This window comes from Janthinobacterium lividum (assembly GCF_011601275.1).
Lineage (GTDB): Bacteria > Pseudomonadota > Gammaproteobacteria > Burkholderiales > Burkholderiaceae_D > Janthinobacterium > Janthinobacterium lividum_E.
Genome location: NZ_JAAOLY010000002.1, coordinates 517,564 through 534,122, shown reverse-complemented (window position 1 = coordinate 534,122; position 16,559 = coordinate 517,564). Strand labels below are relative to the sequence as shown.

Annotated in this window: 16 protein-coding genes; 13 read left to right on the top strand and 3 right to left on the bottom strand. The window is 62.3% G+C overall.

Features of this window, described 5'->3' with window-relative positions; all coding sequences use genetic code 11:
- The 7 genes from tgt (at position 1) to GYK42_RS05140 (ending at position 6,968) form a co-directional block, all read left to right on the top strand.
- The gene (gene tgt, locus GYK42_RS05170) at positions 1-1,140 is read left to right on the top strand and encodes a tRNA guanosine(34) transglycosylase Tgt (RefSeq protein WP_035822848.1); all 1,140 of its coding nucleotides are present in this window, start codon (positions 1-3) and stop codon (positions 1,138-1,140) included.
- Between the two features lie 196 nt (positions 1,141-1,336).
- Positions 1,337-1,669: a preprotein translocase subunit YajC gene (gene yajC / locus GYK42_RS05165; protein WP_035822846.1), complete on the top strand. Its 333-nt coding sequence runs from the start codon at positions 1,337-1,339 to the stop codon at positions 1,667-1,669.
- A 95-nt stretch (positions 1,670-1,764) separates the two neighbouring features.
- The gene (gene secD / locus GYK42_RS05160) at positions 1,765-3,630 is read left to right on the top strand and encodes a protein translocase subunit SecD (RefSeq protein WP_166446581.1); all 1,866 of its coding nucleotides are present in this window, start codon (positions 1,765-1,767) and stop codon (positions 3,628-3,630) included.
- A gap of 90 nt (positions 3,631-3,720) precedes the next feature.
- Positions 3,721-4,743 carry a protein translocase subunit SecF gene (secF, locus tag GYK42_RS05155; RefSeq protein ID WP_166446580.1) on the top strand — a complete coding sequence of 341 codons (1,023 nt, stop codon included), beginning with the start codon at positions 3,721-3,723 and terminating at the stop codon, positions 4,741-4,743.
- Positions 4,744-4,819: 76 nt separating this feature from the next.
- Positions 4,820-5,569: a hypothetical protein gene (locus tag GYK42_RS05150; RefSeq protein WP_166446579.1), complete on the top strand. Its 750-nt coding sequence runs from the start codon at positions 4,820-4,822 to the stop codon at positions 5,567-5,569.
- On the top strand, positions 5,566-6,267 hold the full coding sequence (locus GYK42_RS05145; RefSeq protein WP_046684534.1) for a helix-turn-helix transcriptional regulator: 702 nt from the start codon (positions 5,566-5,568) through the stop codon (positions 6,265-6,267). The genes GYK42_RS05150 and GYK42_RS05145 overlap by 4 nt, the downstream gene beginning before the upstream one ends.
- Before the next feature lie 74 nt (positions 6,268-6,341).
- A complete protein-coding gene (locus tag GYK42_RS05140; RefSeq protein WP_166446578.1) occupies positions 6,342-6,968 on the top strand; it encodes a glutathione S-transferase family protein in 627 nt (208 codons plus the stop codon).
- Positions 6,969-7,147: 179 nt separating this feature from the next.
- On the opposite strand, the gene GYK42_RS05135 is transcribed toward GYK42_RS05140, so the two are convergent.
- From GYK42_RS05135 to GYK42_RS05125, 3 genes are all read right to left on the bottom strand, one after another.
- Complete coding sequence (locus GYK42_RS05135) at positions 7,148-7,996, bottom strand: HDOD domain-containing protein (protein ID WP_046684532.1); 849 nt, start codon at positions 7,994-7,996, stop codon at positions 7,148-7,150.
- 152 nt (positions 7,997-8,148) lie between these two features.
- Positions 8,149-8,433: a hypothetical protein gene (locus GYK42_RS05130; RefSeq protein ID WP_034745526.1), complete on the bottom strand. Its 285-nt coding sequence runs from the start codon at positions 8,431-8,433 to the stop codon at positions 8,149-8,151.
- A gap of 45 nt (positions 8,434-8,478) precedes the next feature.
- On the bottom strand, positions 8,479-8,913 hold the full coding sequence (locus tag GYK42_RS05125; protein ID WP_046684677.1) for a MarR family winged helix-turn-helix transcriptional regulator: 435 nt from the start codon (positions 8,911-8,913) through the stop codon (positions 8,479-8,481).
- Positions 8,914-9,044: 131 nt separating this feature from the next.
- Between GYK42_RS05125 and GYK42_RS05120 the strand changes: the two genes are divergently transcribed.
- The 6 genes from GYK42_RS05120 to astB all read left to right on the top strand — a co-directional run bounded on the left by GYK42_RS05120 (position 9,045) and on the right by astB (position 16,421).
- Positions 9,045-9,989, top strand: a complete 945-nt coding sequence (locus GYK42_RS05120) for a GlxA family transcriptional regulator (protein WP_166446577.1) — start codon at positions 9,045-9,047, stop codon at positions 9,987-9,989.
- 140 nt (positions 9,990-10,129) lie between these two features.
- Positions 10,130-11,371: an acetylornithine/succinylornithine family transaminase gene (astC, locus tag GYK42_RS05115; RefSeq protein WP_166446576.1), complete on the top strand. Its 1,242-nt coding sequence runs from the start codon at positions 10,130-10,132 to the stop codon at positions 11,369-11,371.
- Between the two features lie 107 nt (positions 11,372-11,478).
- On the top strand, positions 11,479-12,510 hold the full coding sequence (locus GYK42_RS05110; protein ID WP_166446575.1) for an arginine N-succinyltransferase: 1,032 nt from the start codon (positions 11,479-11,481) through the stop codon (positions 12,508-12,510).
- A 13-nt stretch (positions 12,511-12,523) separates the two neighbouring features.
- Positions 12,524-13,588 (top strand): arginine N-succinyltransferase, encoded by a 1,065-nt coding sequence (astA, locus tag GYK42_RS05105; protein WP_166446574.1) that lies wholly within the window; start codon positions 12,524-12,526, stop codon positions 13,586-13,588.
- Positions 13,581-15,071, top strand: a complete 1,491-nt coding sequence (gene astD / locus GYK42_RS05100; protein WP_166446573.1) for a succinylglutamate-semialdehyde dehydrogenase — start codon at positions 13,581-13,583, stop codon at positions 15,069-15,071. Before astA ends, astD begins: the two co-directional genes overlap by 8 nt.
- 9 nt (positions 15,072-15,080) lie before the next feature.
- Complete coding sequence (gene astB, locus GYK42_RS05095) at positions 15,081-16,421, top strand: N-succinylarginine dihydrolase (protein WP_166446572.1); 1,341 nt, start codon at positions 15,081-15,083, stop codon at positions 16,419-16,421.
- The last annotated feature ends 138 nt before the right edge of the window (positions 16,422-16,559 follow it).

Genomic DNA, 16,559 nt, shown 5'->3' with positions numbered 1-16,559 from the left:
ATGCTGGAATTTAAACTACTCAAGACCGACACGAGCGGCCTGACCAAGGCACGCCGCGGCACCTTGAAACTCAACCATGGTGTCGTGCAGACGCCGATCTTCATGCCAGTGGGCACTTACGGCTCCGTGAAAGCCATGTCGCCGCTGGAACTCAACGAGATCGACGCGCAGATCATTCTGGGCAACACGTTCCACTTGTGGTTGCGTCCAGGCAACACCGTTATGGAAAAATTCGGCGGCTTGCATGGCTTCATGGGCTGGAACAAGCCGATCCTGACGGACTCGGGCGGCTTCCAGGTGTTTTCGCTGGGCGCCATGCGCAAGATCACGGAAGAGGGCGTGCATTTCAATTCGCCCATCAACGGCGATAAATTGTTCCTCTCGCCGGAAGTGTCGATGCAGGTGCAGCGCGTCTTGAATTCCGACATCGTCATGCAGTTCGACGAATGCACGCCGTACGAAATCCAGGGCCGCCCGGCCACCATCGAGGAAGCGGCCAAGTCGATGCGCATGTCCTTGCGTTGGGCGCAGCGCTCGAAGGACGAGTTCCACCGCGGTGAAAACCCGAATGCGCTGTTCGGCATCGTGCAGGGCGGCATGTTCGAAATGCTGCGCGACGAATCCTTGGCCAAGCTGGAAGAGATCGATTTCCCCGGCATCGCCATCGGCGGCCTGTCCGTCGGCGAGCCAAAGGAAGACATGATGCGCATGCTGGCCCACGTGGGCCCGCGCCTGCCGGCTAACAAGCCCCATTACCTGATGGGTGTGGGCACGCCGGAAGATCTGGTGGCGGGCGTGTCGAACGGTATCGACATGTTCGACTGCGTCATGCCGACGCGTAACGCCCGCAATGGCTGGCTGTTCACGCGTTTTGGCGACATCAAGATCAAGAACGCCAAGTACAAGGAAGACCAGGCGCCGCTCGACGAAACGTGCAGCTGCTATGCCTGCCGCAATTTCTCGCGCGCGTATTTGCACCATTTGCACCGCTCCAAGGAAATCCTCGGCGCGCGTTTAAATACCATCCACAACCTGCATTACTACCTGGACCTGATGCGCCAGATGCGCGAAGCGCTCGATGAAGACCGTTTCCACGCGTTTACCCTGCAATTCCACGCGGAACGCGCACGCGGAACTTAAGAAAACCTTAGCTTGCGCCCTGGCCGCAGCAAGGCCGGAAGTTTTGTGTATTGGTGCTTGGACGGGGGCGATAAAGCATTGCATAATGCCTTTTTAGCCCCATTTGAAGCTGCCATGCCTGCAATTGGAGGCTTGGCGGATTGCCAATGCTAGAATACAGCGCTATTTTTTCAAACTGATTAGAACTGGAGTCACCGTGTTTTTCATTTCCAACGCTTATGCGCAAGCCCCAACCGAAGCCCTGGGCCTCGGCGGCAACCTGACCAGCTTCCTGCCGCTGGTATTGATGTTCGTGGTCATGTATTTCCTGATGATCCGTCCACAGCAAAAACGCGCCAAAGAACAACGGGCGATGATGGACGCGCTGGCCAAGGGTGACGAAGTCGTCACCGCCGGCGGCATGCTGGGCCGTGTTGTCAAGGTAGTGGACGCTTACGTCACCATCGAAGTGGCGGCCGGCACCGAAATCACGGTGCAAAAGAGCTCCATTACCACCTTGCTGCCTAAAGGCACCCTGAAGGCGCTGTAATTCCTCGCTGTCATTGCCTCGGCAATGATTAACGGGGCGGCTACCCGCCGCCCCTCGCGACGCCTCCGACGCTCAACACTGAACGCTGAATCAATATGAATCGCTACCCTGCCTGGAAATACATCATCATCGTCGTCGCCTTATTGCTGGGCGCACTCTATACGGCGCCCAACTATTTCGGTGAGTCACCGGCGCTGCAAGTAACCAGCGGCAAGTCGACCGTCAAAGTGACGGGCGAGCTGATGACGCAAGTCGAGCAAATATTGACGAAAGAGAACGTCAAGTCGGAAGGTGTCACCATGGACGGTGCCGGCAACCTCGCCTCCGTGCGCGTGCGTTTCGCCGATCCCGATACCCAGTTCAAGGCGAAACTGGTGCTGGAAAAGGATCTCAATCCCGATACCACCGATCCCGCGTACATCGTGACGGTCAATCTGCAAGCCAATACGCCAGTGTGGATGCAAAAATTGCATGCCTTGCCCATGTTCCTAGGCCTGGACTTGCGCGGTGGCGTGCACTTCCTGATGCAGGTCGATGCGAAAGCCGTACTGAACAAGAAAGTCCAGGGCGTCCAGTCCGCCGCGCGTAGCGTGTTGCGCGACAAGAATATCCGCCATGCCGGCATCGAGCGTGTGGGCGATAGCGTCCAGATCAACTTCCGCGATGCGGAAACGCGCCTGAAGGCAAAAAATGTCCTGTCCGACCAGATGACGGAACTGGCGTTTGCCGATGCGGGCGAAGGCAGCGATTTGAAACTGAACATCACCTTGAAGCCGGCCGCCCTGAAGGCAACCATCGATGAAGGCGTGAAACAGAATATCTCCACCCTGTCCAAGCGCGTCAACGAGCTGGGAGTGGCCGAGCCGCTGATCCAGCAGCAAGGTCCTGACCGCATCGTGGTGCAATTGCCTGGCGTGCAGGACGTGGCCCGCGCGAAAGCCATCATCGGCCGCACGGCGACGCTGGAAGTGCGCCTGGTCGATGAAACCATCGTGCCTGGCACCGAACTGTCGAGCGCCATCCCGTTCAACTCGGAACTGTTCACCGTCGGCAAGGGCGTACCTGTCGTGCTGGCGAAAGACGTGATCCTGACGGGCGACTATATTTCCAGCGCCACGGCCAGCTTCGACCAGAACCAGCAGGCGGCCGTATCGATCGACCTGAACGGCGACGGCGGCCGCAAGATGCGCGAAGCGACGCGCGAACGCGTGGGCAAGCGCATGGCCATCGTGCTGTTTGAAAAGGGCAAGCCGGAAGTGCTGTCGGTTGCGACCATTCAGCAGGAACTCGGTTCGCGCTTCCAGATCACCGGCATGGGCGGCGCGGAAAACGCGAATGAACTGGCGCTGCTGCTGCGCTCGGGCGCCTTGTCCGCACCGATGACCGTCATCGAGGAACGCACGATCGGACCGCAACTGGGCGCGGAAAACATCGCCAAGGGCTTCCACTCGACCTTGTACGGCTTCATCGCCATCGCCATCTTCATGATCGCCTACTACATGCTGTTCGGCGCCTTCAGCGTGCTGGCCCTGGCGGCCAACCTGCTGTTGCTGATCGCCTTGCTGTCGATGATTCAGGTGACGTTGACCTTGCCCGGTATCGCCGCTATCGCGCTGGCGCTGGGTATGGCGATTGACGCCAACGTGCTGATCAATGAACGTATCCGCGAGGAGCTGCGCGCCGGCAATACGCCGCAAGCGGCGATCGCCGCCGGCTTCGACCGCGCCTGGGCCACGATTCTCGACTCGAACGTGACCACCCTGATCGTCGGCCTGGCGCTGCTGGCCTTCGGCAGCGGCCCTGTGCGCGGCTTCGCTGTTGTGCATTGCCTGGGTATTCTGACCTCGATGTTCTCCTCCGTGTTCGTCTCGCGCGGCGTGGTCAACCTCTGGTATGGCCGCAAGAAAAAGCTGACGACCTTGTCGATCGGCACGGTGTGGGTGCCGGGCACCAGCAAGTAAGCGGCGTCCCAGACTCACTCCATAGCGACAACAGCGATCGCGTCCGGTGGCACAGCCGCCGGACGCACAGAATAGAACTCAGAGGATTTCATGGAATTTTTCCGGATCAAAAAAGATATTCCCTTCATGCGCCATGCGTTGATTTTCAACGTGATTTCGGCCGTGACCTTCCTTGCCGCCGTCTTCTTCCTGGTGCACAAGGGCTTGCACCTGTCCGTCGAATTCAAGGGCGGCACCTTGATGGAGGTGAAATACCCGAAGGCAGCCAATCTTGAAGGCATACGCGGCACCCTGATTAAGATGGGCTATGAAGAGCCTGGCGTGACCAGCTTCGATACGGCGCGCGACGTGATGATCCGCCTGCCGGTGGAAAATGGCGTCAGCGCCGCGAACACGTCGCAGCGCGTGTTCGAAGCCTTGTGCAAGGCCGAGCAAGGCACGACCAAGGGCATCGATACCGTCACCGAAAAGGGTGAACACGTCATCAAGAGCGCGTGCGTGGACGCTGCCGGCAGCGAAGCGGTCGTGCTGCAGAAAGTCGAATTCGTCGGCCCGCAAGTGGGCGAGGAACTGGCGCAGAATGGCTTGAACGCGCTGGTGATGGTGATTCTGGGCGTGATGATCTACCTGGCCATCCGCTTCGAGTGGAAATACGCCGTCTCGGCCATTATCGCCAACTTGCATGACGTGGTGATCATCCTGGGCTTCTTCGCCTTCTTCCAGTGGGAATTCTCGCTGACGGTACTGGCGGCGATCCTGGCGGTGCTTGGCTATTCCGTCAACGAATCGGTGGTGATCTTTGACCGTATCCGCGAAAACTTCCGCAAGCAGCGCAAGGCAACCGTGCATGAAGTGATCGACAGCGCGATCACCAGCACCATTTCGCGTACCATCATCACCCACGGCTCGACCCAGATGATGGTGCTGTCGATGCTGGTCTTCGGCGGCCAGACCCTGCACCACTTCGCACTGGCGCTGACCATCGGTATCTGCTTCGGTATTTACTCGTCCGTGTTCGTCGCGGCCTCGATCGCCATGTGGCTGGGCGTCAAGCGCGAAGACTTGATCAAGCCGGTCAAGGAAAAAGACGAAACCGACGGCGCCGTGGTGTAAGCGCAGGGTTTTTTGCAGCTTGAATGAAAGAACGATCACCGTTTGCGGTGGTCGTTTTTTTTTGTGGTGGATGACGATGAAGCGTTTTTTATGGGTAGGTCTGATGGCGGGCGTGACGGCATGCGCGGGCGCCGCCGATTTCAGCCGTGTCGATACCGGCAGCATCGCCATGCGCGGCCCGATTGCCGAGGGCGACGTGGACAAGCTGCGGCTGTTGGCCACGCCGGGCACCGCGCTGTTGCGCGTCAATAGCGACGCAGGCGACCCGCAGGCGGCGATGCAGCTGGCACGCCTGGTGCGCCAGCTGCGGCTCGACATCGCCATCGACACGGTGTGCGCGGGCAGCTGCGCCCTGTACGTTTTCCCCGCTGCGCTGCGCAAGAGCATACCCGGGGACGCCGTGCTGGCGCTGCAGGAATCGGCTTTCCTGCGCGCGCGGATGGACCGGGTGCAGATGCGGCGCAGCCTGGTTGACGCCGGGGTGGCGGCCGAGGACCTGGACAGCGAAACGGTGGCGCTGGCGGCCCAGTTGGCAGAGACTGCGGCGCAGGAAGCGGCGTTTGCCGCGGAGCTGGGCATCGCCGCCGCCTTTTACCGCGAATTCCGGCAAGTGGCGGCGCAGGCCGATAGCGTGCGCCAGCGCTTTCCCGACCAGGAGGCGGCCGTCTACTGGTGGCCGGCCGCCGCCCGCCTGCAGCGCTGCTACGGCATCGCCGGCGTGGACGAGGGCGCGCGCACGGCGCGCCTGGCGCCCGGTGGCTATGTGTACGTGCCGGCCCTGTCGGCCCTCGTCATGGGCGACCAGGCCTTGCAGGGCTGTCCATGAGCCGCAGCGGCCGTTTATTCCTGCTGATGGACGCCATGCGCGCCAAGCGCGTACCCGTCACGGCGGCCCAGCTGGCGCAGCAGCTGGGGGTATCCGAGCGCACGATTTACCGCGATATCCAGACCCTGGCCGAACTGGGCGCGCCCCTGCAGGGCGAGGCCGGCATCGGCTATGTGCTGCGCCGCGGCGCCTTCCTGCCGCCGCTGATGTTCGGTCCCGATGAACTGGAAGCGCTGGTGCTGGGCGCGCGCTGGGTGCGCCGGCAAGGCGATGCGGGCCTGGCGCAGGCGGCCAGCAATGCCCTGGCCAAGATCGCGGCCGCTTCGCCGCGCGACTTGCGCGACAGCATGGCCGAGACCAGCTTGTGGGTGCCGCTTGGGCGTCCCGCCGATGGCACGCAGCCGGCCGACCGTTACGTGCAGCCCGTGCGCGAGGCGATCCGCTACGAACAGAAGCTCACGCTCGCCTATCAGGATGAGCATGGCAGCGCCACATCGCGCACGGTGTGGCCGTTCGCCCTGGCTTTTTTCGAAGGCAAGCGCCTGCTGGCCGCCTGGTGCGAGCTGCGCGGCGATTACCGGCATTTCCGCATCGACCGTATCGCCGAGGTGCTGCAGCATGCGGAGCGCTATCCCACGCGGCGCCATGTGTTGCTCGATGCCTGGCGCAAGGCGCACGAGATTGACCCGGAATCGTGACATTCGCTCCTGACAAAAACTGTCAGTGACGGCGACTACGATGGTGGCTTCTTCACTCACCGGAGCCATCTATCATGCGCCTGTACCACCACCCCATGTCTTCGAATGCCCGCCGTACGCTGATGACGGCGATCCACCTCGGCTTGCGGCTGGAGCTGGCCGAAGTCGACCTGATGAATGCGGACGACCGCCGCCGCCTGCTCGAACTGAACCCGAACGGCAAACTGCCCGTGCTGGCCGATGGCGATTTCCTGCTGTGGGAATCGTGCGCCATCATGCAATACCTGGCCGAGCAGGTGCCGGGCCAGACGATTTACCCGCAGGCGCCGCAAGCGCGCGCCGACGTCAACCGCTGGCTGTTCTGGGCCGCGCAGCACTTTGCGCCCGCCATCAGCGTGCTGGCCTGGGAGCGCGCCTGGAAAGGCATGACGGGCAATGGTCCGGCGGACCCGCTGGAAGAGGCGCGCGGCGAGCATGAACTGCATGCCTGCGCCGTGGTGCTGGACGCGCACCTGGCGCAGCGTGAGTGGCTCTGCGGCGATGCCTTGACCCTGGCCGAGTTCGCCGTGGCCGCGCCGCTGATGTACAGCGAGGCCGTGCGGCTGCCGCTGGCGCAGTACCAGCACATCCAGGCGTGGTTTGTCCGCGTGCGGCAGCTGCGCGCCTGGCAGGAAACGGACGTTGAACTGTTGCCGGGATAATCTGCGCGCTAAGTGAGCCAGCGCACGGAGCCGGCGCGGCGCAGCGCATAAGATAGGGCTGTCTCTTTCAGGACATCCCTAGCTTTGGACTTTACCCGCTTTCGAGCGGGTTTTTTTTGTTTGGAATTCCTGGCGCCTGCTGCTGATAGTGAGTGCCTGTATCCGGCGCGGCAGGCAGCTTAGTGCACGAGCACCTTCAGCAGCGACTGCACTTCATCGTCCGATTCTTCCATGATGCTCGACAAGGTCGCATCGTCGCCGATCAGGCAATCGATGCTGCGCGCGGCGCGGGCGGCTCGCACGGCGATGGCGGCCGGGCTTTCGTTGAGCGGCGACGAGACGGGCGCCAGGTCATTTGCCAGCAGCAGGGTGTCGCCCAGCGATTCGGGCGGGATGGCGCGCAAGCCTTCCCACAGAGCGTCGATGGCGCCCATCACCGCTTCCGGCACTTTCAGTTTGGTCAGGACGCCATGGCCGATGGCCTGTTCGCCATGTTCGACCCAGTCCTCCGGTTCACCGTCGAGGATGCCGGGAAATTCGGCTGCGCGCGACAGCAGATAAAAGCCGCCCACTTCATGCATGATGCCGGCAAACAGGGCCGTATCGGGGTCCACCTTGGTGACGCGGCGGGCCAGTACCTGCGACAGGGCCGCCACGTGGGCCGTATGCTCCCACAGCTGGTTGGCCTTCGCTTGCAGCACGGGATCGGTGATGGTGCTGCCCAGCTGGCGCACGATCAGCGATGCCACCACCGATTGCAAGGTACGCACGCCGAGCCGCTGCACGGCGTTGCGCACGCTGGTGATTTCGTTGCCGGAACGGTTGAACGCCACGGAATTGGCGATGGCCACCGTGCGCGCCGCCAGCAGCGGGTCAGCCTGCACCAGCTTGGCGGCGGCCTCGATATGGCAGTCGGGATCGGCCAGCGCCTCTTGCAGCTTGAGCGAAGCGTCCACATTGGCAGGAAAGGTCAGCTCGCCACGAGCGGCTTGTGCGGCGATGCTTTTAAAGGCGTCGAGTCTGTTCATTGAAAAAATTATACTCGCAATATTTCCGTACGGAACTTTTTAAGCATGATCTTTTCGCAAACAGCCTGGCAAAAGGCAAGCAAAGCCCCATAAACGGAAAAAGGCATGCCGCTGGATCAGCGGCATGCCCTTTTTGGATCTTGCGAGCGTTATCAGTCTGCTTCGCTAAATATCGCATCGCAGCCTTCGACCAGCTCATCGCTGTCTTCCAGCTCATCCGTCAAGCCCAGGTCGAACAGTTCCTCGACGGCGTTCATGAAGCTGTTGTGCTTGGTGGCGCCGATCAGGCGGTAGATTTCACCGTCTTCGTTGCGCACGCCGATGATCAGTTTTTCCTGGCGCACCAATTCCGGCGTGCTGGCGTTGAGCAGCAGGTTGCCGATGATGTGTTTATCGAAATGAGCAGGCTTTTTGCCTTCGAGCAGTGAGGTTTTCAACTTGGTTTCCTTTGTCTTGTTTGAATGTCTGTGCTTGGTGAATAGTCAGCCGTGGCCGTTGGCGATGACGTGTTTCAAGCCCGCCAGGGTGGTTTCCAGCCGCATGAAATCGTCTTCTGTATAGCCGTCGAACAGGCGCTGGCCCTGCTTTGTCAGCTTGGGGAACACATCATGAAACACCTGTTCGCCCTCGCAGCTCAGGCGCACGTAATAGGAACGCTTGTCGCGCGGACAACGTTCGCGTATCACCAGCCCCTTTTGTTCCAGCCGGTCCACCACGCCCGTCAAAGTCCCCTTGGTAATCAGGGTTTTCTGGCCCAGTTCCTTGTAGGACATGCCGCGGGTGTTGCCGAGCGTGGCGATGATGTCGAATTGCGCATGCGTCAAGCCGTACTGGCGCACGAAGTCGCTAGAAAACCGCTCGAAGCCTTGCATGCATTCGGCCAGCAGCCGGATACTTTTTAAATATCGTTCACCCATGGTGGTGATTATATCCTTCCGCTCCGCTTTTTTCCGCCGCGCCTGGATGCGCCCTTGCATGAGGGGCTGAATGGTGCGGAAGTCCGGTATCATGTGGGCAACTCAGCCCTTGCCCCTGGCCCGCCTCGCCGATGTCCTTCGCTAATCTTTCCCGTATCGGCCTCGACAAACCGCTGCGTTTACTGCTGGTGCATGCCGGCGACGCCGAGTCGATTACCTGGGCCGGCCTGGTGCAGCCGCTGCGCCTGTGCGCGCGGGCGCTGGGGCCGGAGGCCCTGCAACTGGACGTGCGCACGCCGGAACAGGTGGCCGCGCAGGGCGGCAACTGGCATATCGCGCTGCTGGTGGCCGACGAGACGCAGGCGCCGCTGCGCGCCGAGCTGTGCCGGGCCGTGATCGAGCGCTGCCGCTCGGCGCCATTCTGGGGCGGCGTGGGCGCGGCCGTGCTGTGGCTGGCCGGCGCGGGCGTCATGGATGGCGTGCGCATCGCCTTGCCGTGGGCCCTGTACGCGGATGCGGAAGCGAAGGCGGAACGGGCCATCCTGACGCCGCATTTGTTCGACATCGATGGCCCGCACATCACCTGCTGCGGCGGCGCGGCCAGCATCGATTTTTCGCTGACCCTGATCGAGACCATCTTTGGCGCCGACGTGCAGGCGCTCGTCAAGGAAGCGCTGTGCGTGGACAAGGTGCGCGGCAAGGAAGAGCGCCAGAGGGTGGCCCTGCAGGCGCGTTTCGGCGTGCTGCAGCCCAAGCTTTCCGAGGCGGTGACCTTGATGGAAGCCAATATCGAGGAACCGCTGTCGACGGACGACATCGCCAGCCTGGTGGGCTTGTCGCGGCGCCAGCTCGAGCGGCTGTTCAAGCAATACCTGGGCAGCTTGCCGTCGCGCTACTACCTGGAGCTGCGCCTGCAACGCTCACGGCAACTATTGCTCGATACACATTATTCCATCGTGCAAGTTGGCCTGATGTGCGGCTTTTCCTCCGGCTCGCACTTTTCCACGGCCTTTGGCACCCTGTTTGGCAATACGCCCCGCGAAGAGCGGCAAAGAAAGCTGATGCCGCCTGTTTGATTAAAGCAAGCCCGGCTGTGATGAATTGTGAAAATCCTTGTCGCAGATTCAAAAGAGTTTTAGCATCCCGCTTTTTATAATGCAGTACACACGTAGCTGTCGTAGCTGCGGAGTACCTAACATATTGATGGGGAAATGCTATGAATGCCAAGCTTGATTCGACCGTAACGGCTCGTCCAGTCACCCGGGAAACCTTTGACCAGGTCCTCGTTCCTACCTACGCCCCTGCAGCCATGGTGCCCGTGCGCGGTTCCGGTCTGGACCTGTGGGACCAGTCAGGCAAGCATTACCTCGATTTCACCTCCGGCATCGCCGTCAACAGCCTGGGCCACTGCCATCCGGCCCTGGTTGACGTGCTGACCAAGCAAATCAATAATTTGTGGCATTTGGGCAACGGCTACACCAATGAGCCTGTGCTGCGCCTGGCGCTGGCCCTGACGGAAGCGACCTTCGCCGACCGCGCCTTCTTCTGCAACTCGGGCGCGGAAGCCAACGAAGCGGCCCTGAAACTGGCGCGCAAGTACGCCCACACCAAGTTCGGCGCGCACAAGTCGCGCATCATCTCGTGCTTCAGCTCCTTCCACGGCCGCACCCTGTTTACCGTCTCCGTCGGCGGCCAGGCCAAGTACACGGAAGGTTTCGAGCCGCTGCCGCAAGAGATCGACCACATCGCCTACAACGACATCGAAGCGGCGCGCGCCGCCATCGGCGATGACGTGTGCGCCGTGATCGTCGAGCCGGTACAAGGCGAAGGCGGCGTGGTGCCGGGCAATCCGGAGTTCCTCAAGGAGCTGCGTGCCCTGTGCGACAAGACGGGCGCCCTCCTGATTTTCGACGAAGTCCAGTGTGGCATGGGTCGCACAGGCGCCTTGTTCGCCTACATGGGCTACGGCGTCACGCCGGACATCCTGACGGCCGCCAAGGCGCTGGGCAATGGTTATCCAATCGGCGCCATGCTGACCACGAATGAACTGGCGCAAACCTTGGCCGTCGGCACCCACGGCACCACCTACGGCGGCAACCCGCTGGCCGCCACCGTGGCCCTGACCGTGCTGGACACGATCAACACGCCGGCATTCCTGGCGCGTGTGAAAGAAGCGAGCGTCAACACCATCGCCATGCTGCAAGGCTTGATCACTGATTACTCGCAAGTGTTCTCCATCGTGCGCGGCAGCGGTTTGCTGCTGGGCCTGGTCGTCACCGATGCCTACAAAGGCCGCGCGAAGGACATCCAGAAAGCGGCCGAAGCGCAAGGCTTGATGGTGCTGATCGCCGGCATGGACGTGGTGCGCCTGGCGCCGGCCCTGATCGTCTCGGACGAGCAGATCGCCGAAGCGGGCCGTCTGCTGCGCGCCGCCATCGACGGCATGCTGAAAGCCTGAAGCTAGCTCCGCTCCCTGTTTGATCACCGGCCCGCCGCTTTGCTGCGGGCCGGCTTGGTTCTACCCGGGTATTCAGCCCAAGTATCGTCAGCATTGAAGGAGTACCCATGTATGTTGTCCGTCCGGTAGAAATTGCGGATATTGCAGCCCTCGAAGCGCTGGCCGCAGTCACCATGCCGGGTGTCCATACCCTGCCGAAGACGCGCGAAAAAATCGCCGCCTCCGTCGAGCGCTCCATCGCCTCGTTTGCCGCCCATGTCGACATCCCCAGCGAAGAGTCGTATCTCTTCGTGCTTGAATCCCTGCTCGACAAGAGCATTGCCGGTACGGCCGCCATCTTCGCCTCGGCCGGCTCGAACGGCACCTATTTTTCCTTCCGCAACGACGTCATCCAGCAAGTCTCGCGCGACCTGAACATCAGCCACAGCGTGCATGCGCTGACCCTGTGTTCCGAGTTGACGGCGTACTCGCAGCTGTCCGGCTTCTATGTGCGCAACATGGAGCAGGCGGGCCTGGAAGCGGCCTTGCTGTCGCGCGCGCGGCTTCTGTTCGCCGTGCTGGCGCCGCACCGCTTCGGCGACCGCTTCTTCGTGCCGCTGGCCGGCATCACGGACGCCGATGGTCAGTCGCCATTCTGGGATGCGTTGGGCCGCAAGTTCTTCCAGATGGATTTCCTCGATGCCGAAAAAGTCATCGGCGGGGCGCGCAACCGCACGCTGATCGTCGAACTGATGCCGCACTACCCTGTGTACGTGCCGCTGCTGCCCGGCGATGCGCAGGCGGCCATGGGCCAGATCCACCCGAGCGGCGAACTGGCTTTCAATCTGCTGACGGAAGAAGGCTTTGAAGCCGACGACTACATCGACATCTTCGATGGCGGCCCGATCCTGCAGGCGCACAAGCATGCGCTGCGCTCGTTTACGGGTTCGCTCACGCGCCGCGTCGTCGCGGGCGTCACCCCCAGCCGCACGGGCCTGAAAGTGCACTATGCGGTCGCTTCCGGCGCCGAGCGCAATTTCCGCGCCGTCACCTTCACGTGCGATGCGCTCGAAGCGCAGGACACCATCGGCTTGCCGGCAGACTTGCTCGAAGCGCTGGCCGTGGCCGAAGGCGATAGCGTCATTTGCGTGCGTATCTAAGGGAGTTAATTTTATGCTAGTAGTACGCGCCATCAACGCCAATGACCTCGATGCCCTGTATGGCCTGGCCAGCCAGGTCGGCACCGGCATGACCACCCTCAAGCCGGATATGAAAATGCTGGGCGACCGCCTGGCCATCGCCTGCGCTTCGTTCGCCGAAACCATCCCGCCCGAAAAGCGCGACTACATGTTCGTCATGGAGGATACCGACACGGGCCGCCTGGCCGGCGTGTGCGCCATCAAGGGCGCCGTGGGTCTGGACGAACCGTTCTATAACTACCGCATTGGCACCCTGGTCCATTCCAGCCGCGAGCTCGATGTGTTTACGCGCATGGAAACCCTGTACCTGTCGAATGACCTGACGGGCAGCACGGAACTGTGCTCGCTGTTTTTGCACCCCGATTACCGCAGCGGCAACAACGGCAAGCTGCTGTCGAAAAGCCGTTTCCTCTTCATCGCCCAGTTCCCGCAACTGTTCACGGAAAAGCTGATCGCCGAAATGCGCGGCTACCAGGCGCCGGACGGCAGCTCGCCGTTTTATGAAGGCCTGGGCCGCCATTTCTTCAAGATGGATTTCCACCACGTCGACGACTTGACGAGCCTCGGTAAAAAATCCTTCATCGCCGAACTGATGCCGCGCCAGCCCATGTACGTGGCCTACCTGCCCGACGAAGCGCAGGAAGTCATCGGCAAGGTGCATCTGAGCACGGCGCCCGCGCGCCGCCTGCTGGAACAGGAAGGCTTGCACTTCGAAGGCTATGTCGACATTTTCGACGCCGGTCCCGTGCTGCAGGCGCGCGTCTCCGAACTGCGCGCCATGCGCGACAGCATGCCGGCCGTGCTCGACGCCGCGACTGTGCCAGTGCCTGCGCCGGAAGTGTGCGGTGACACGGCCCAGGCCGAGCCTTACCTGGTGTCGAACACCGATCTGAAAGATTTCCGCATGATCGTTACCAGCGCCAATCCGCACAGCGGCAAGATCGCGCTCGACGACGATGAACTGCATCTGCTGCGCTGCCATCACGGCGACACCGTGCGCACCTTGTCACTCAACCCGAGGAAGCATTCCCATGTCTAACGTATTGAATCCATCTACCGCAGCATCGAACTTCATCAACGGCGCCTGGTTGCCAGGCACGGGCCGTGAACTGCTCACCATCGATCCGTCGAACGGCAAGCAGACCTGGGCCAGCCTGGAAGCGACAGAGAACGAAGTCGAACAGGCCTGCCAGGCCGCCCGCGCCGCCTTTGAAGCATGGGCCGAGACGCCCGTCGAAGAGCGCATCGCCATCTGCGTGCGCTTTCGCGAACTGCTGAAGGAACATGCGGAAGCGCTGGCGCTGCTGATCTCGGAAGAAGTGGGCAAGCCGTTGTGGGAGTCGCGCACGGAAGTGGCCACCATGGCCAACAAGATCGATATCTCGGTGCAGTCGTACAACGCGCGCACGGGCGTCACGCAAAGCAGGATCGCCGATGGCGACGCCGTGCTGCGCCACCGTCCGCATGGAGTGTTCGGCGTCTTCGGTCCATATAATTTCCCCGGCCACCTGCCCAACGGCCACATCGTGCCGGCCCTGATCGCCGGTAACACCATCGTCTTCAAACCCAGCGAATATGCACCGCGCACGGCCATCAAAACCGTGCAGCTGTGGCAGCAGGCGGGCTTGCCGAATGGCGTCGTCAACCTCGTCAACGGTGGACGCGACACGGGCGTGGCCCTGGGCGCCAATCCACACCTCGACGGCGTATTGTTTACGGGTTCCTGCCAGACGGGCATCAGCCTGCACCGCCAGTTCGGCGGCCAGCCGGGCAAGATGCTGGCGCTGGAAATGGGCGGCAACAACGCCCTGGTCGTGTGGGATGTGAAGGATGTCGACGCGGCCGTGCACCACGCGATCTTCTCCGCCTTTGTCTCGGCCGGCCAGCGCTGCACCTGCGCGCGCCGCCTGGTGGTGCAGGATAACGCCTTTGGTGCCGCCTTCGTTGCGCGCCTGGTGGAAGTGGCCGCGAAACTGGGCATCGGCGCGTCCGACGCCCAGCCGCAGCCATTCATGGGCCCTGTCGTGTCGAGCGCCGTGGCCGCGCGCCTGGTGCAGGCGCAGGCGGACATGGTCGCCAAGGGCGGCACCACCTTGCTGCAGATGCGCCAGTTGAATCCCGAGGCGGGCTTTGTCACGGCCGGCATCGTTGACGTCACCGCTGCTGTTGGCATCCCCGACGAAGAATGGTTCGGCCCACTGCTGCAAGTGATACGCGTGGCCGATTTCGACGCGGCCCTGAAGGTCGCCAACGCCACGGAGTTCGGCCTGGCAGCAGCGCTGTTGTCCGACGATCCGGCTCTGTGGCAAACCTTCCAGGTACGCGCGCGCGCCGGCATCATCAACTGGAATCGTCCGACGACGGGCGCGGCCAGCACGGCGCCGTTCGGCGGCATCGGCAAGTCGGGCAACCACCGTCCGAGCGCCTATTACGCGGCCGATTACTGCGCCTATCCGGTCGCCTCGATCGAGAACAGTGCGCTGGAAATGCCGGCCAAGCTGTCGCCCGGCCTGAATTTTTAAGGAAATCCCATGCACAGCACGCGCGAATACAATTTTGACGGCCTGGTCGGGCCATCGCATAACTATGCCGGACTCTCGTTCGGCAACGTGGCCTCGTTCAGCAATGTGAAAAGCGCCTCGAATCCGAAGCAGGCCGCCTTGCAGGGTCTGGCCAAGATGCGCGCGCTGGCCGCGCGCGGCTTTGCGCAAGCCTTGCTGCCGCCGCAGGACCGGCCCAATTTCCGCCTGCTGCGTTCCATCGGTTTCACGGGCACGGACGCCGACGTGCTGGCGCGCGCCTACCAGGAGTCGCCCGTCATCCTGGCCTGCGCGTATTCCGCATCGCCCATGTGGACGGCGAATGCGGCCACGGTCAGCCCGTCGGCGGACACGCAGGATGGCCGTGTGCATTTCACGGCCGCCAACCTGAATAGCAAGCTGCACCGCGCCTTCGAGCACGCGCAGTCGGCGCGCAGCCTGCGCGCCATTTTTGGCGACGACAAGCACTTCGCCGTGCATGACGCGCTGCCGTCGACACCGGCCTTTGGCGACGAGGGCGCGGCCAACCACACGCGCCTGGGCGCGAGCCACGGCGCGCCATCCGTTGAATTGTTCGTGTATGGTCGGGTGGAGTTCGATCCATCGACGCCGTCGCCGAAGCGATACCCGGCGCGCCAGACCCTGGAAGCGTCGCAAGCCGTGGCGCGCCTGCATGGCCTGGACGCGAAGCGCACCGTGTACGTGCAGCAGAACCCGGACGTGATCGACCAGGGCGTGTTCCATAACGACGTCATCGCCGTCGGCAACGGCAATGTGCTGTTCTATCACGAGCAGGCGTTTGCCGATGAAGAAGCAAGCCTGTCGCAGCTGCGCCGCGCCGTCGCCGCCACGGGCGCGCAACTGGACGCGCTGCGCGTGGACACGGGCCAGGTGCCGATCCAGGATGCGGTGACCAGCTATCTGTTCAACAGCCAGCTGCTGACGAAAGAAGGCGGCAAGATGGCGCTGGTGATACCGCAGGAATGCCAGGAAAACCGCGCCGTGTCGCGCTACCTGGAAGGCCTGGTGGCCAGCGGTGGACCGATCGACGAACTGATACATTTCGACCTGCGCCAGAGCATGCGCAACGGCGGCGGGCCCGCCTGCCTGCGTTTGCGCGTGGCCCTGACGGAAACCGAGGCGCGCGCCATGCACCAGGGCGTGGTCATGACGGAAACGCTGTACCATCGGCTGGTGCAGTGGGTGGAAAAACACTACCGCGACCACCTGGAGCCGGGCGACCTGGCCGACCCGCAGCTGGCGCTGGAAGTGCATGCGGCGCTTGAAGAATTGACGATCATCCTCAACTTACCTGGATTGTACGACTTGTAGGCGATAGAAAAATACACAGAAAATCCGAGACAACTATCCGTAGCACAGACAGAATTGGACGGGCGACCCCCGTCTCTTGACACCGCTGCCGCCCAGCCACAAGCCCGAACGACAGCGTTGGACATTCACATTACCGTA

Coding starts and splice junctions, on each gene's coding strand:
- tgt (WP_035822848.1), top strand. CDS start 1: ATGCTGGAATTTAAACTACTCAAGACCGACACGAGCGGCCTGACCAAG.
- secD (WP_166446581.1), top strand. CDS start 1,765: ATGAATCGCTACCCTGCCTGGAAATACATCATCATCGTCGTCGCCTTA.
- secF (WP_166446580.1), top strand. CDS start 3,721: ATGGAATTTTTCCGGATCAAAAAAGATATTCCCTTCATGCGCCATGCG.
- GYK42_RS05150 (WP_166446579.1), top strand. CDS start 4,820: ATGAAGCGTTTTTTATGGGTAGGTCTGATGGCGGGCGTGACGGCATGC.
- GYK42_RS05145 (WP_046684534.1), top strand. CDS start 5,566: ATGAGCCGCAGCGGCCGTTTATTCCTGCTGATGGACGCCATGCGCGCC.
- GYK42_RS05140 (WP_166446578.1), top strand. CDS start 6,342: ATGCGCCTGTACCACCACCCCATGTCTTCGAATGCCCGCCGTACGCTG.
- GYK42_RS05135 (WP_046684532.1), bottom strand. CDS start 7,996: ATGAACAGACTCGACGCCTTTAAAAGCATCGCCGCACAAGCCGCTCGT.
- GYK42_RS05125 (WP_046684677.1), bottom strand. CDS start 8,913: ATGGGTGAACGATATTTAAAAAGTATCCGGCTGCTGGCCGAATGCATG.
- GYK42_RS05120 (WP_166446577.1), top strand. CDS start 9,045: ATGTCCTTCGCTAATCTTTCCCGTATCGGCCTCGACAAACCGCTGCGT.
- astC (WP_166446576.1), top strand. CDS start 10,130: ATGAATGCCAAGCTTGATTCGACCGTAACGGCTCGTCCAGTCACCCGG.
- GYK42_RS05110 (WP_166446575.1), top strand. CDS start 11,479: ATGTATGTTGTCCGTCCGGTAGAAATTGCGGATATTGCAGCCCTCGAA.
- astA (WP_166446574.1), top strand. CDS start 12,524: ATGCTAGTAGTACGCGCCATCAACGCCAATGACCTCGATGCCCTGTAT.
- astD (WP_166446573.1), top strand. CDS start 13,581: ATGTCTAACGTATTGAATCCATCTACCGCAGCATCGAACTTCATCAAC.
- astB (WP_166446572.1), top strand. CDS start 15,081: ATGCACAGCACGCGCGAATACAATTTTGACGGCCTGGTCGGGCCATCG.